Source organism: Agarivorans sp. 2_MG-2023 (assembly GCF_030548085.1).
Taxonomy (GTDB): Bacteria; Pseudomonadota; Gammaproteobacteria; order Enterobacterales; family Celerinatantimonadaceae; genus Agarivorans.
Map to the genome: position 1 here is coordinate 585,124 of NZ_JAUORQ010000001.1, position 15,569 is coordinate 600,692.

Annotated in this window: 15 protein-coding genes; 5 read left to right on the top strand and 10 right to left on the bottom strand. The window is 42.6% G+C overall.

What is annotated here, in order from left to right; genetic code table 11:
* Positions 1-32 precede the first annotated feature (32 nt).
* From Q4549_RS02545 to ccoN, 8 genes are all read right to left on the bottom strand, one after another.
* Positions 33-698, bottom strand: coding sequence for a sulfite exporter TauE/SafE family protein (locus Q4549_RS02545; protein WP_303552762.1), 666 nt, complete (start codon positions 696-698; stop codon positions 33-35).
* Complete coding sequence (gene ccoS / locus Q4549_RS02550) at positions 682-861, bottom strand: cbb3-type cytochrome oxidase assembly protein CcoS (protein ID WP_303509054.1); 180 nt, start codon at positions 859-861, stop codon at positions 682-684. The genes Q4549_RS02545 and ccoS overlap by 17 nt, the downstream gene beginning before the upstream one ends.
* Complete coding sequence (locus tag Q4549_RS02555; RefSeq protein ID WP_303552761.1) at positions 858-3,245, bottom strand: heavy metal translocating P-type ATPase; 2,388 nt, start codon at positions 3,243-3,245, stop codon at positions 858-860. Before Q4549_RS02555 ends, ccoS begins: the two co-directional genes overlap by 4 nt.
* The gene (locus tag Q4549_RS02560) at positions 3,235-3,717 is read right to left on the bottom strand and encodes a FixH family protein (protein ID WP_303509058.1); all 483 of its coding nucleotides are present in this window, start codon (positions 3,715-3,717) and stop codon (positions 3,235-3,237) included. The genes Q4549_RS02555 and Q4549_RS02560 overlap by 11 nt, the downstream gene beginning before the upstream one ends.
* A gap of 82 nt (positions 3,718-3,799) precedes the next feature.
* Complete coding sequence (gene ccoP, locus Q4549_RS02565) at positions 3,800-4,768, bottom strand: cytochrome-c oxidase, cbb3-type subunit III (RefSeq protein ID WP_303552760.1); 969 nt, start codon at positions 4,766-4,768, stop codon at positions 3,800-3,802.
* Positions 4,765-4,947 carry a cbb3-type cytochrome c oxidase subunit 3 gene (locus Q4549_RS02570; protein ID WP_137673196.1) on the bottom strand — a complete coding sequence of 61 codons (183 nt, stop codon included), beginning with the start codon at positions 4,945-4,947 and terminating at the stop codon, positions 4,765-4,767. The genes ccoP and Q4549_RS02570 overlap by 4 nt, the downstream gene beginning before the upstream one ends.
* 10 nt (positions 4,948-4,957) lie before the next feature.
* Positions 4,958-5,560 carry a cytochrome-c oxidase, cbb3-type subunit II gene (gene ccoO, locus Q4549_RS02575; RefSeq protein WP_137673195.1) on the bottom strand — a complete coding sequence of 201 codons (603 nt, stop codon included), beginning with the start codon at positions 5,558-5,560 and terminating at the stop codon, positions 4,958-4,960.
* A gap of 1 nt (position 5,561) precedes the next feature.
* Positions 5,562-6,995: a cytochrome-c oxidase, cbb3-type subunit I gene (gene ccoN / locus Q4549_RS02580; protein ID WP_303552759.1), complete on the bottom strand. Its 1,434-nt coding sequence runs from the start codon at positions 6,993-6,995 to the stop codon at positions 5,562-5,564.
* Between the two features lie 494 nt (positions 6,996-7,489).
* Between ccoN and Q4549_RS02585 the strand changes: the two genes are divergently transcribed.
* The 4 genes from Q4549_RS02585 to Q4549_RS02600 are packed head-to-tail and all read left to right on the top strand — an operon-like array spanning position 7,490 to position 12,400.
* The gene (locus tag Q4549_RS02585; RefSeq protein WP_303552758.1) at positions 7,490-8,521 is read left to right on the top strand and encodes an HD-GYP domain-containing protein; all 1,032 of its coding nucleotides are present in this window, start codon (positions 7,490-7,492) and stop codon (positions 8,519-8,521) included.
* Between the two features lie 46 nt (positions 8,522-8,567).
* The gene (locus Q4549_RS02590) at positions 8,568-10,157 is read left to right on the top strand and encodes a response regulator (RefSeq protein ID WP_303552757.1); all 1,590 of its coding nucleotides are present in this window, start codon (positions 8,568-8,570) and stop codon (positions 10,155-10,157) included.
* 27 nt (positions 10,158-10,184) lie between these two features.
* Positions 10,185-10,736 carry a YSC84-related protein gene (locus tag Q4549_RS02595; RefSeq protein ID WP_303509069.1) on the top strand — a complete coding sequence of 184 codons (552 nt, stop codon included), beginning with the start codon at positions 10,185-10,187 and terminating at the stop codon, positions 10,734-10,736.
* 59 nt (positions 10,737-10,795) lie between these two features.
* On the top strand, positions 10,796-12,400 hold the full coding sequence (locus Q4549_RS02600; protein ID WP_303552756.1) for a VCBS repeat-containing protein: 1,605 nt from the start codon (positions 10,796-10,798) through the stop codon (positions 12,398-12,400).
* Between the two features lie 44 nt (positions 12,401-12,444).
* Here the strand turns inward: Q4549_RS02600 and Q4549_RS02605 are convergent, their stop codons facing one another.
* A complete protein-coding gene (locus Q4549_RS02605) occupies positions 12,445-12,801 on the bottom strand; it encodes a YibL family ribosome-associated protein (RefSeq protein ID WP_303509075.1) in 357 nt (118 codons plus the stop codon).
* 212 nt (positions 12,802-13,013) lie between these two features.
* Between Q4549_RS02605 and Q4549_RS02610 the strand changes: the two genes are divergently transcribed.
* The gene (locus Q4549_RS02610) at positions 13,014-14,303 is read left to right on the top strand and encodes a site-specific integrase (RefSeq protein ID WP_303552755.1); all 1,290 of its coding nucleotides are present in this window, start codon (positions 13,014-13,016) and stop codon (positions 14,301-14,303) included.
* A 187-nt stretch (positions 14,304-14,490) separates the two neighbouring features.
* Here the strand turns inward: Q4549_RS02610 and Q4549_RS02615 are convergent, their stop codons facing one another.
* Positions 14,491-14,997 (bottom strand): hypothetical protein, encoded by a 507-nt coding sequence (locus Q4549_RS02615; RefSeq protein ID WP_303552754.1) that lies wholly within the window; start codon positions 14,995-14,997, stop codon positions 14,491-14,493.
* Between the last annotated feature and the right edge of the window lie 572 nt (positions 14,998-15,569).

Consider the following 15,569-nt stretch of genomic DNA (forward strand, 5'->3'; position numbering starts at 1 on the left):
CTCTTTATAGAGGTATTTTTCTAGCGCTATTGCTACAACAATGTAACAACCTGATAGATCCCTAGAGCAAAAACACTAAGTCCAGAAACAATCTGTAGCTTACGGTTGTTTAACAAGTGGCTAAGTTTTTGACCAAGCATCACCGAGAGCAACATAACGCTAAAAGTTCCCAGTCCAAAGCTAAACATCACCGCGGCACCGCTTTGCCAGCTAGCTTGGCTAGCACTTAAGGTTAAAGTGGAGTACACCAACCCGCAGGGTAACCACCCCCATAACAAACCTAAAGGAACGCAAGCCAAGGGATGGTTTACGCTGAGAAATTTACTCGCGGAGGGTTGAATTCTGTTCCATAACACTTTGCCAGCAGCCTCTAACGGGGTGAGTACAGACCACCACCGGGTGAGGTGAATACCTAACAAAATTAACATTAACGCAGCAAGCCACTGGAGGCCAACCAACAAATGTAGTGATTGGTGTATTTGCCCAATAGCCTGTATTGAACCAGACACTATCGCACCCGCGATCGCGTAACTCACTATTCGCCCAAGATTGAAGCCAACGCTGACCAAAAATTTTGAGGACGAATTTTCAACTCTGCTACCAAGAACACAGGCAATACCGCCGCACATAGCAATACAATGCGTGGCACCTAATAAACCGGTAATAAAAGCGGCAGCGTAATCAGTTTGGAGTATCATCTTTAGCCGATTTAGTGTCTTGGCCTTTTTCGTCAAACAAAATGTTTACGCCTTGGCGATCTAGGTCTTCAAACTGTTCACTTTTGACCGCCCAGAAAAAAATACCAATTCCAATACACACAAAAACAAGGGCAATAGGAATTAACACAAAAATTATGCTCATCGCTTATTCAACCTTAGTGAGTTAGTTAACACCGCTAGCGAAGACAAAGACATGCCAATTGCTGCCATATAAGGTGTCACAATACCCGACACCGCCAAGGGCAATATCAGGGCATTATAACCTAAAGCCCATGCCAAGTTCTGAGCGATAATTTTTTTGGTCTTTTTAGCCAAATCTATAGCATTTAACAAAGTACTTAGCTTACTGCCGAGAAGGACTGCATCGGCACTAGATTTTGCAATGTCGGTACCTAAACCCATAGCGATAGATAAAGGTGCAGACGCGAGCACAGGCCCGTCATTTACGCCGTCGCCAAGCATTAGCAAATGTGGAGTGCTGGTGACTTTATGTTTTACCACTTCGAGTTTTTGCTGAGGTAACGCGCCACTAGAAACGTCGGTGATACTCAGTTGATTGGCAACAAATTCCACTTGTGCAGACTCATCACCAGTAAGCATCGACAAACTAATGTCTCTTTGTTTTAAGCCTTTAGCGAATTCTATCGCATCACTTTTTAATAAGTCTGACAGATAAATCCTAGCCACTAACTGTGCGTTTACCAGTAACACTAATTCAAGCATACCTATGCGAGGTTGAGCAATTTGTTGGCAAAACTTAGCCTTTCCTAAAGTGAGCGAATGATTGTCTACCAAACCACTTAAGCCTAAACCGGTATGGTGCTCAATATTTGTTGCTTGTAACTTCTGAAAAGATTTAAACGCTAATGCTATGGGGTGAGAACTTTGACGCTCTAAGGCACCAACATATTCAAGAACTGTCTCCTTATCGTAGCCCTTGTAACACTCTAGTTCTTGGATCTGCAATCGACCTTCGGTGAGCGTACCGGTTTTGTCTGACACAACGGCTTGTAACTTAGCCAAGCTTTCTAGCACGTGGCCACGTTTTACTAATAGGCCGTTTTTAGACAAATTATGAGTAGCAGCCGTTAGTGCTGCCGGGGTTGCCAACGATAGTGCGCAAGGGCAAGTAGCAACCAAAACCGCTAAGGTAATCCAAAAAGCGTCTTCCGGTGAATGAAAATGCCAATATGTGTAGGTGAGGGCAGCAATAACCAATAGGCCAAACACAAAATAGCGAGCCACACCGTCTGCTATAGTGGCTATCTTAGGCTTTTCACTTTGCGCTTGTTCTTGCAGGCGCATAATGTTGGCGATAAAGGTGTTTTGTGAAACGGCTTCAACGGCTAAATGTACAGTCTGTTCGTGGTTAATGGTGCCAGCAAACACGCGATCGCCTATCGACTTAACAATGGGTAAGCTTTCTCCCGTTAAAGAGGATTCATCAAACTCGCTTTCACCAAAGCTAATCTGGCCATCAGCGGGCACGGTTTCCCCAGGTAAAATAACGATAAGATCACCGGATTTAAGCTGGCTGGCCGCTACCCGCTGTTGTTTGCCGTTGTCATCGAGTTTTAATGCCAGTTTGGGAATAAGCTTAAGCATGTTTGAACTGGTTTCACTGGCTTTTCGCCGAGCCCGTAACTCCAGCAATCTTCCTAATAACAATAAGAAGGTAAACATTGAAACCGATTCAAAATAGACTTCACCCGTACCTCTTACAGTTGCATATAACGACGCGCTATACGCCCCTAGTAGTGCAATAGATACGGGGACATCCATGTTTAGGGTTTTAGCTTTTATGCTTCGATACGCACCAAAGTAGAAAGGCTGCGCAGAAAAAAGTAGAACGGGCGTGGCCATAATTAGGCTCACCCAACGAAAGTAATCTCGGTAAATCACTTCCATTTCGTCAAACAGATCACCATAGAGAGCAATCGCAAACATCATTACTTGCATGGTGGCTAAGCCAGCGACACCAAGCTTTAACAAGTGGCTTCGATACAGCTTGCGATCTAACTCTTCTTGTTTGTCTGTTTGAAAAGGCGTGGCGTTGTAACCTAGGGTTTGAACGGTTTGCAGGAGCTGACTAAGCTTTACCTGTTTATCGTCCCATAATAAGGTGGCACGTTGAGTAGTGGAATTAACATGAATTTTCTGAACACCTTTAACATGCGAAAGCTGCTTTTCAATCAGCCATGCACATGCAGCACAAGCAATGCCTTCTATAGACAGCAGTACTTCTTTATAGGCGTCTGACTGAGCGACAAAGTCTAATTGAACACTCTCATCATCGTATTCCAACATTTTAGTTAACGCATCAGGGACCAAACCTTGAGCGCTGGGAGCGGCGGCGGTGCGATGCTTGTAATAGTCTTCTAAGCCACTGTCGATAATGGTTTGGGCTACGGCGGCACAACCTTGGCAACACATGGGTTCCATTTTACCTAGAATAGGAACAGATAAGCTCAGACCTGCCGGAACAACTTCTTTGCAATGAAAGCAAAGGTGTTTGTTACTTCCCATCAATCTCTTCTATGTTGTACAGCGGCAGTTGTAGCTCTTCTTGTAAACGCCAGCTGTCATCCATTGGACTGATGCGGATAAACCAGCGACCATTTTCATTTAAATCTTCACCAAACCTATATCGACCGGTGGCATCAGCGGTAACTACGTAACTGCGGTCGTTTCTCGCTAAGGTTTTATGGGCCAGTTCAACTTTAAGAGGTTGGTTTTTCAGTTCATCAGGTAAGGTCATATCTAACAATAAGCCGTTGTCTGTAGGTGACAACGCGGCTTTAACGCCTAACTGCTCTGCTTGTTGTATTAGTGACAAATCGGCATTAATCGCCTTGCCTTTCTTATAATAAGACTCTACGACCATGTCATTGTCGGTGGTAGCGGCTATGTAAAATGTGGTTAAGCTAGCAACGACTGCAGCCATAGGTAACGCGATTAAAAACCACGGCCAAAATTGTTTGTACCAAGCTTGTTGCATGAGCTCTTACTTCCAAAAAGAGGGGGCTTAAATATAACAAAAAAAAGCGACGCATAGGCGTCGCTTTTTATAAATTTTTAGTCTATTCGCTCTTAGAAAGCTGATACACATAGGCGGAAATAAGCTGAATCTTATCTTCTCCTAGAATATCCTTCCAAGCTGGCATTACGCCATTACGACCGTAACGAAGGGTATCTTCTACCGCTCTACGCGAACCACCGTATAACCAAATACCATTGGTTAAGTTGGGTGCACCTACTGCTTCGCTACCGGTGCCGTCTGCGCCATGACAGGCTGCACATACGGCAAACTGATTTTTACCTGCAGCTGCATCAATGTCGTTAACTTTACGGCCTGAAAGACTCAGTACGTAAGCAGTAACTTCTTTGATTCCGTCGTCACCAAGTACTGCTTCCCATGCTGGCATTTGGCCTTGGCGACCATGCATTAAGCTTGCTTTAATCGCTTCGCCGCTGCCGCCGTATAACCAATCCCCGTCGGTCAGGTTAGGGAAGCCTTTACCACCACGAGCAGTTGAGCCATGACATTGAGAACAGTTTTGTAAAAACAAACGTTGGCCGATTTTAATTGCATCAGGATCAACCGAGAGCTCTTCAACGCTGCGATATTCACCTGTGCTGTCGTAGGCTATTTTAGTGAACACCTCACCAAATCTATTATCTGCTGCTTTACGTTCACGATCATATTGGCTAGCTAAAGCGGGATCTTTCGCGGCGATTCGCTCAAGACCTTCAGCAACACTTTTAATGTCTTGTTCCGCACTCTTCCAACCAAGGAAACCTTGCCAGTTGCCTAAACCTGGGTATGCGGCTAAGTAAATCAACGAGAAGACAATAGTGATAATAAACATATAAGACCACCACTTAGGAAGAGGGTTATTTAACTCCTCAATCCCGTCAAACTCGTGGCCCATCGATTCACCTTCTTTAACACCGGTGTTGTTTTTGTTACAAGCTCTCAGCAATAAGTAACAGCCTAAGATGCTTCCTAACGTTATTACGGTAACCCACACGCTCCAAAATGTGCTCATTTTTTCTGTGCTCCTTCAAATTCCTTTGTAGAGCTAGCTTTAGGCTCATCGGCAAAAACCAAATTCGCAGCTTCGCTAAAATCCTTTTTGCGTTTCTTGCTGTAGGCCCAGGCAAATATGCCAATAAAAATCGCCATTAAGAATGCAGTGTAGAGGCCGCTAAATGTACCAAAGTCCATAACTAACTCCTTATTTCAATGCTGTACCTAACACTTGTAAGTAGGCGATGAGTGCTTCCATTTCTGTTTTCCCTTCAACCGCTGCTGCTGCGCCTTCAACGTCAGCATCGGTATATGGAACACCAAAGTGGTTTTTAAACAACGCCAATTTCTTACCGGTTAACGAGCCGTCTACCAAGTTTTCCTCTAACCAAGGGAAACCAGGCATATTAGACTCAGGTACCACATCACGTGGATTAATCAGGTGAACACGATGCCACTCATCTGAATAACGTTGGCCTACACGAGCTAGATCAGGTCCAGTACGTTTAGAACCCCACAAGAAAGGATGTTCCCAAACGCTTTCACCGGCTACCGAGTAATGCCCGTAGCGCTCTGTTTCTGCGCGGAATGGACGAATCATTTGGCTATGACAGTTACTACAACCTTCGCGGATATAGATATCTCGGCCTTCCATTTCTAATGCAGTGTAAGGAACTAAGCCGTCAACAGGTTCTGTTGTTTCTGGCTGGAAGATTAGCGGGGTGATTTGTGCTAAACCACCAAAGCTAATCGCGATAACAATTAAGATGGCAAGTAGGCCAACATTCTTTTCGATTAACTCGTGCTTCATGTTATGCCTCCTGAGCCTGTTCAATTGGTTCTAATGAGCCTTTCTCAGCAGTAATTGTTTTAAAGGCGTTATAGGCCATTACAAACATACCGGTTAAGAAGAACAAACCACCAACAAAACGAACGAAGTAGAATGGGTAAGAAGCCTGTAGTGACTCAACAAACGAGTAGGTTAAGGTACCGTCTTCGTTTACTGCGCGCCACATCAAACCTTGCATCACACCAGAAATCCACATTGCAACGATATATAGCACAACGCCAATAGTTGCTAACCAGAAGTGGGTGTTAATAAGCTTGGTGCTGTACATACGGCCTTGGCCGAACAACACAGGAATTAAGTGGTAAATACTACCAATAGACACCATTGCTACCCAACCAAGGGCACCAGAGTGAACGTGACCAACAGTCCAATCAGTGTAGTGTGATAAAGCATTTACGGTTTTAATTGCCATCATTGGGCCTTCGAAGGTAGACATACCGTAGAAAGACAATGAAACAATAAGGAATCGTAGAATAGGGTCGTAGCGTAGTTTATGCCACGCGCCAGACAAGGTCATAATACCGTTAATCATGCCGCCCCAAGAAGGTGCGAATAAAATTAACGACATCACCATACCTAAAGACTGCGCCCAATCAGGTAACGCGGTGTAGTGTAAATGGTGAGGACCAGCCCAAATGTAAATAGATACAAGGGCCCAAAAGTGAACAATCGACAAACGGTAACTGTAAACCGGACGACCTGCTTGCTTAGGAACGAAGTAGTACATCATCCCCAAGAAACCAGCTGTTAATAAGAATCCTACCGCGTTATGCCCGTACCACCACTGCACCATAGCGTCTACAGCGCCAGCATAAATCGAGTACGATTTAGTCATGGTAAGTGGAATAGCAGCATTGTTTACAATGTGTAAAACAGCAACGGTGATGATAAAGGCACCAAAGAACCAGTTCGCCACGTAAATATGAGACGTTTTTCGCTTCACAATGGTACCGAAAAAGACAATACCATAGGCAACCCAAACAACCGCAATGGCAATGCCAATTGGCCACTCAAGTTCAGCGTATTCTTTTGAGGTGGTAAAACCCATAGGCAAAGTAATTGCCGCAGATACAATAATTAAGTTCCAGCCCCAAAACACAAAGGAAGCGAGGGGGCCGCCAAATAGTCTTGTTTGACAGGTACGTTGTACCACGTAAAAAGAACATGCCATTAATGCACTGGTACCAAATGCAAAAATAACGGCGTTAGTGTGAAGGGGACGTAACCGGCTATAGGTTAGCCAAGGAGTATCGAAGTTAAGTGCAGGCCAGATCAATTGCGCAGCAATTAATACCCCAACACCCATGCCAACAATACCCCAAACAATGGTCATTACAGTGAACTGGCGTACAACCGTATAGTTGTAATCAGTTTCTGTGCTAGCTGCTTGGTTCATAAATACATGCTTCCGTTGCTATTATTATTTGTTTAAGCGAGTTAAATGCAGGTGCATCAACAACATGAAACGAATTGTTAGTCTACGTTACGTTTAGCGCTGTGTGGGCGAGTATAGCTGTAGGCTAACGGCGCGATCATACTTGATCGATTAGGCAAATAACAGATTGAAAAACTAGTTATTTGCATATCTCCGCTATATTTTTAACAATTTGTTTCCAAACGGCAAACCGCATTGATCAAGATCAATTATGGGGCATTAATTTACATTCGTATAACTTATTTTGCGACCTCGATATAACACATTTATCTAGCCCAAGCCTTAAGTCCGCTGCACTAAAGGTATTCTTTCAAGATTTTCAATATATCCTCAGTAAATGTTGAGGTTCTGTAAATCACTTAATTTGCAATTTAGTGTTATTAAAGTGTTGATTTTATGTCTATAGTTACTTTTATCTAAGAGGAAAATTGGCAGATTCGTAAACAAGGATTTTTATGGAAAACAGAGCCACCGTTCTCATCGTTGATGATACCCCTGAGAACATTGACGTATTAGCTGGCATTCTGCGTGAAGACTATAAGATACAAGTCGCACGAAATGGCGATATGGCATTAAAGATTGTATCTAAAGCTAACAAGCCTGATTTAATCTTGCTCGACATCATGATGCCAGGCATAGATGGTTTTGAAGTTTGCCGCCGCTTAAAAGACGATTTAACAACTCGTCATATTCCAGTGGTATTTGTTACCGCTAAAATTAGCCCCGCCGATGAACTACATGGCTTAGAGTTAGGCGCTGTAGATTACATCACTAAACCTGTTAGTCCTCCGGTTGTTAAAGTAAGGGTAAAAACTCACTTAGCCTTATTTAACCAAAATAGAGAGCTAGACCGAAAAGTAAAAGAACAAACCGATGTAATTAACACCACCCGATTGCAAATCATCCAACGTTTAGGGCGAGCAGCTGAATATAAAGACAATGAAACCGGCCTACATGTGATTCGAATGAGTCATTACTCCAAAATATTAGGTATCGCGGCTGGCATGAGCGAACCTGATGCTGACGTACTCATGAACGCAGCGCCCATGCACGACATTGGTAAAATTGGTATTCCCGATAGCGTATTACAAAAACCCGGAAAATTAGATGCTGACGAATGGGATATCATGCAAAGTCACGCGGTAATTGGCGGTGAAATCCTTGGTGAAGGCGACAGCTCAGAGTTACTCGATTTAGCCAAAACAGTGGCGTTAACTCATCACGAAAAATGGGATGGTAGCGGATATCCAAATGGTTTGGCTGGAGAAGACATTCCTATTGTAGGCCGAATTGTAGCTATCGCAGACGTGTTTGACGCACTGACTTCTCAGCGACCTTACAAACAAGCCTGGCCAGTAGAAAAGGCGGTTGACCTATTAAAAAGCGAAGCCGGTACGCATTTTGACCCAACACTCGTTCCTTTGTTTATTGCAGCCTTACCAGAGATTCTGGAAATAAAAGCTAAGTTTGAAGAAAAACTAGATTAAGTTGTGGGATTGGCGCTAAAAAAGCAAAGGCAAGGAATGCATTCGAATGAATCTTAGTAAGCTTACCGTTCTTGTTGTCGACGACATGGCGCCAATGAGAAAAATTACCCAAGAACAATTAAGACGCTTTGGTGTTGGTAACATTGTTCAAGCCGAAAATGGTGCGCAGGCACTTAGCGTACTAAAAAAACGCCATGTAGACCTTATATTGTCTGATTGGAACATGCCGGTGATGAGCGGCATAGAGTTTTTGAAAGAGGTACGAAACTCAGAAACCTGGCGTCACATTCCTTTTATTATGATTACTGCAGAAGCAGAGCGCGACAGAGTCTCTGAGGCAATATCTGGCGGCGTTACCGATCTCATTATCAAGCCATTTACTACCTCTACTTTGCAGGGCAGAGTGAAACAAGCAGCACAGGGTGATGTAAGAAATAGAGCTCAATATTTCTCTACAGAAGAAATAGAAGAAATAATAAGCGATGAGCTTGAAGATGAAGACGCTTATCAACCTCCACCAGTTAAATCCCAACAGCACTCGATTTTAGTGGTAGACGACACGCCAGAAAACTTAACCTTGCTTGGCGGACTATTACGTAGCGATTACCGTGTATTGCTTACCAAAGAAGGGCAAAAAGCACTCGACATATGCCATTCAGACACGCCTCCAGATTTAGTGCTTTTAGACGTAATGATGCCAGGAATGGATGGTTATGAAGTATTACAAAAACTGCGAGAACACCCTAGTTCTCAGCACATTCCGGTCATATTTGTTACTGCGTTAACCGAAGTACGCGATCAAACCAAGGGTTTATCTATCGGAGCAGTAGATTACATCACTAAACCCATACAGCCTGATTTACTTAAACTTAGGGTTAGAAATTTATTGCGCTATGTTGATTTACACAAACATTTGCAATCCGATTTAGACAACCTACTAGAGAAAGAGATCTTAAAGAACAGCGTCGACCAGTTGCTTAGGCATGACTTAAAAGGCCCAATAGCAGGGATTGTGGCCTTAGCAGAGGAGATAAAAGAAGACAGAACCCTTTCTAGCTCTGCATCAGAGCACGCAAGTGTGATAGATGAGTTGTCGATGCAGTTACTTAACATGATTAACTTATCTACAGAGCTATACAAAATAGAGCAAGGGCGCTTCAAATTACAAGCTAAGCCTTTTTCAATTCATCTTATGCTCAAAAAAATGCTCTCTGTTGTAAAAAATACCTTCAACACTAAACAGCTCACTATGTACTTAGAACCTGAAGAAGAAGATCCAGGTAATGAAGCATTGGTTTATGGCGATGAATCTTTAAGCTACTCGTTATTTTTTAACTTGCTAAAAAACGCCTGTGAAGCCGCACCAGATAGAACCCGAGTATCAGTTCGTATTAGCACTTCAGCAGATAAAATCGCAGTGACTACCGAAAATATCGGTGCCGTTCCACAGAGTATACGAGAGAACTTTTGGGAAAAGTATGTCACGTCTGGTAAGCAATCGGGCACCGGGCTTGGCACTTACTCAGTGAGCTTACTAACGCACGCCCAAAATGGTGAAGTAAATATGAAAGTCAGTGACGCAGAAAATACGACTACTATTACTGTATCACTGCTACTGGCCGAAACTAAAAACTAAGCCTATTTGCCGTTAAAGGATAACCGAATGAAAAATTTAGTTAGTTACCTATGCGCTTCTCTATTACTTGTGAGTAACTTTGCGTTAGCCGACGTTGCCGAAGACCGCGCTGAGTACGATAAATCAGCGAACGAAACCATTGCAAAATTTAAACAAGAAAAACCCGACATCTCCTCAAAAATGTCTGCGGGGGTGGGTTATGCGGTATTTAGTAACGTTGGAGTAAACCTGTTTGTTATTTCAGCCGGCGGCGGCACTGGTATAGCGGTAGACAATGCATCAGGCAAAAAGACTTACATGAAAATGGGTGAAGCGGGGGTAGGGTTTGGCTTGGGAGTGAAAGACTTCCGCGCATTGATGATCTTTAAAACCAGAGAGTCATTCGACAAATTCGTAGAAAGTGGCTGGTTGTTTGGTGCTCAGGCTGATGCAGCAGCAACCGCGGGCGATAAAGGCGGCTCAGCAGAAGTAGAAGGAGCCATTGGTGACGTGCAAATTTACCAACTAACAGAAGCAGGCTTATCATTGGAAGCAACCATTAAGGGAACCAAGTTCTGGCAAGATGGTGATCTTAACTAGTTAGTTTTCACTTTATTGAAGCCAGCTAAAAGCTGGGTTTTTATTTGTAAGGGCTCTTTATGCTAACGCTTAAATCACTTTCAAAAAGATGCTTTACCTCAGCACTTTTATTAGCTTGCTGGCTCCCTCAAACCGGTTATTCCTTAGCCTTTAAACAAGTAGCGACGAATGCAGACAGTATTATCTCTTCGTGGCATGAGCAGGAATTAAAGCGGCAAGGTGGAAAATTCGGCTCTCATGGATGGTGGCCCTGGGGAGTAGGTGGCTTTGATTATGATAACGACGGCGATATAGATATCTATTTGTCTCACCACGGCCAGCCCGGTGGGAAATTGTTAGTTAATCAACTTATCCCTAAAGGCACATTAGAATTTATAGCTCTAGATAATCAGTTACCTGGAGCAGATGACAGGCCTTGGTTTTTTGACTTTGATGGTGACGGTTGGTTAGACATTGCTGCATTTTCTGATGAAAAAAATAATCCTTATGTCATAAATAAAGCAACCGAGTTAACGACCGGTTCTGAAAAACAAACATTCTCTCCAGTATCTTATGCAAAAACGGTAAGTGACTTAAATGGCGATGGTTATCTAGACCTAGATGCCGGCAGTAAAGGGGCCTTTTTCTATCACGCCGCCAAGCAACAGTTTATTCGCGATAAAACCTTTCGCTCTAACGCCAATCATTTACTGCCGGAAAAGTTCCAACACATAGAGGAAGAGTTTAGAGCGAACAATAAAGCCAATCGTTTTTTCCGCACTAAAGTGTCCCAACATTTTTTGAATAGGTCGCCGCTGCCTGCGCCCATGTTGGCGCCACTAGATTTAAACAATGATTCACTCGCCGACATCATTGTTGCCGGGCACGGCGGATATGGTGGCGAACACCTTGGATGGTATTTCTTGGCCAATCAACAAAATGGTTTCCAGTTAGCTAACGACATTCTCAAGTTGCCCGTTAAAGCGACGCCCATTTTTGTTGGCGACTTAAATGGTGACCAACGCCAGGACATTATTACCACTGGTAAAGGCGAAGGTGATATTTACCTTGCCAGCAAGTACGGGTTTGCACAGCAAAAATCTGCTCTGCGAGAAATGTTAAATGCAGGTGCACCTTATCTAGTGAGAATATTTGCAGTCGATTTTGATAACGACCGAGATTTAGATCTAGTGGTGTCTAATCCACGTAAAAAATACGGTAAGGTTTTGGAGAATAACGGTAAAGGGCAATTTAAAGAAGTGTTGTCATTTAAGGGCTGGGATTCAAACCCCATATTTATTGCAGATATAAACAACGACTTACGCCAAGATTTAATAATAGGCGGTGCGAGTAACAAACAATTGCAGGTTTTTCTGAACACGGGGGAAGCACAGCAAAATACCGTGTACTTATACCCAAGATACAAAAGCCCAAACCCTTATGCGGTAGACGCTATATTAACGCTCTTTAATGGAGACGAGGTTATAGATCAGCAGCGTGCCAGGTGGGATGGTTTACCAACTGTGTTTTCCCTCGGAGCGTTAACTAAAGCAAGCGTTGAAGTTACGTTTAGCGACGGGAGCACGCAGCGCTATCAAGATATAGTTGCTAATCAAAGTTACAGTTTAATGGTAGATGGGGAGAAGTACTTAGGCTTTGTGCCAGCCCATTTAATCGCGGATTAATGCGGTAAAGAGTAGGGCAAAGCAGTGAGGCTTTGCCCTAATAACTAGAATTCTTTTGAAGCGTAACCTGTCACTTCTTTTATGCCCATCTCTCTGCCTAGCGCTGTCATAGGGTGTACAACGACTAAACCTTTAACTGATTTTTTTAGCTTACCCATGTCTGCTTGTTCTTGCTTAGTGAGAACGCGGCTAAAGGGGAGGGACTTTACATCACCGCCTTGCTGGCTTAACTGTTTAGTTTGCTGAGCTTTAACGCTTTTAAGCTTTTTAGTCAGTATCTCAACCGTTTTATTAAATTGGCTAATCATTGCTGTATCACCACGATCGTGGGCTGCATTTAGTTTTCTTTTGGCAGTTTCCAGCTTATTGTGAACCGTTTGAAGTTCGTTTTTCAAATTCATCAGTCGTCCTATTGCTCCAAGTGGAACAAGCGTAAATAAAGTGCCTAATTAGGCTAATCGGCGATTATACCAGTTATTATAGATGGGGATGACTTAAGTTTGCTTTATATTTCTATGCTTAATTTGTTGTCTAATTGCCGATAATGCTATTTATCGGCAATTGCTTTTTAGGCTATAATAATTCAATAAATCAACGTGTTATAGAACTTTGAATGTTTGAACTACCGCCAGCGATCCCTTTATTTGATTCCTTACAATACCTTGAAGATGGTAACAGTACTGTTAACCAACATTTAGCTAGCATTACCATCAACCAAGTACCTGACGCCGGTTATGTGTATGAGTTTGCTGTTGAATGGTTGTTAGAACAACGGTTTAGCGAAAATAACTACAAAACCTACCGAAGTGAGTTAACCACGTTTTTGCATTGGGCGTACTGTGTAGAACAAATATCAGTAGGTGATATTACTCGCCGAGTTCTAAGCCGTTACCTAGACTACTGCGCCAATCCTCCAACACCTTTAATTGCCTACAGAAACGTCGCACAATTTATTACTCATAAACAATTAGAAGAACGTATTCCTAATGTGCTTTGGCGGCCATTTTTGGGTAAAAAACGCGATGGTGTTGAGCAAGCATATCAAATCAGTGACAAAGCACTTAAGACCAAATTGGCCATCTTATCGTCCTTTTTTTCTTACTTAATTAATGAAGAATACACCGAACGAAACCCAGCAATGATGCTAATGAAAAGTGGCCGCTTTAAAGCCGGCAGCCAGCACACCGTGAGTGGCGAAGATTATGAGGATATAAAAGCGTTTAGTGATCTGCAGTGGTCGTATGTTATGGCTGCAGCCCAACAACTAGCAAATGACGAACCTAGCGAAAACGAGCGAATTTTGTTTTTGGTTAGCCTTATGTATGGCTGTTATTTGCGTATATCTGAAGTCGCTGCACGACCAGGCTTTTCGCCAATAATGGGACAGTTTAAACGAGATGCTAAAACCTCTGTTTGGGGTTTTCACATACCGCGCAGTAAAGGCGGTAAAAAACGGAGTGTGGCTGTTTCTAAAGAATTATTGTCAGCCTTACAACGTTACCGTAAATATTTAGGTTTAACGCCACTGCCAACACCTAACGAAAACACGCCATTATTTATTCGACACCGAGCAGCAGGCCGAGGCCGCGACACGGGCTTACTCAATGCCAACCTTGGTATAAGACAACTAAGGGAACAAATCTACATAGTAATTGAACAAGCCGCTCAGCACGCAGAGACCGACGGCTTTGATCAAGACGCAAACGAAATGCGTCAGTTAACGCCACACAGCATAAGGCACACCGGAATATCTCATGACATCAATTTAGTTGGTCGGCCATTATCTCATGTGCAAGCAGATGCAGGACACGACAGTATCGATACCACATCTCAATATTTGCATACCTCTAGAGTTGAACGGCACCAATCAGCCGAGAACAAACCTTTAGACCACCTAAGTTAAGGTTTTATTTAAACCGGTGATTACAGGCAAACTTCCCTGGATTGCTAAAAACACACCTATAAGGCGCATAATGTATATTATGTTAAATACTATATATAACTGATTATGTAGCTTATTTAAAATCGCCTCCCCAATATGAGATTCTAGCAACACTGGCAACTAGCCTTAAGGCTCGATACTGTCGTAATTATTTTTTGAATGGTCTTATTGTCGTAACAAAAATTAAAGTAACTGAAAAACACATGGAAAGAATAACAATAAAGCTAATTGGAGCTAGGTAAATTTTCTTTACTTCCTCTTCGTTCAAATACTTTTCACTTCGTAAAATCACGTTTGTTATAAACATACCGTTGGTATCGAAGATTCCTGGAATAAACTCTACGCAAGCATTAGCTCCAACATTAGCTTTAAAATTTGATAGATGACGATCGATAACAGAGTTAATCTTAAAATCATGCCTCACTTTATTAACCGACAAAATCAAGTGCCAAGATGAACTTCCTCTAGCGATACTTTGTTTCTCTCGGTCATGATAATAATCCTTTAGAATTCCACAAACAGTTTCTCTTTGTTGCAAGCTTTCTTCTGTTCGAAATAAACCGCTTGTGGAAGGCCCCATCAAGGTCACTAGTAGAATGATCCCGAAATAAAATGCTGTTCTTTTAAATCCCTTAGGTGGGAACCCAAAATGCATTAGACGAATCCCCTATAGCCTAAACCACTTAGTAGAAGGTAAAGCGGCCTAGTTTTCAGCGAATTTGACACTTTTAACTCTCCACAAAATGCAAAAGATACAAAAATCTTTTAGTAGAAATAAAACTAGTAACAAGGGTATATCTCTGCTGACCTCCCAATCATAAGCCATGGAGGATAGGTTCAAATATAGGGAGTTCGCTAAATAAACGCAGCCAATAGTTTGAAAAACAGCAGGTTGGAAAATATGTTTGCTATAACCGATACAGAGCAAAGAAAGTGCTGTAAAAAACACAATAGGAAACGCTAATGAATCAATAATCGGAAGAGGTGAAGTATTGAATAATTGCTCTCCACAAGCATCGACAAAGTAATCGTTAACGACCTGACTTATCAATATAAGCCAAAAAAACACCTTAGCGGCGGATATCATGAGACCTCTAACTAACTGTTTCAATAGATAATTTTGATGATAACATTGTTTATTAACTACGGGTATATAGTATTTTGACCATTTTGGTTTTATCGACGGAGGATTTTTCACGGACTGCTCTACACGCTTAACGGCCAATG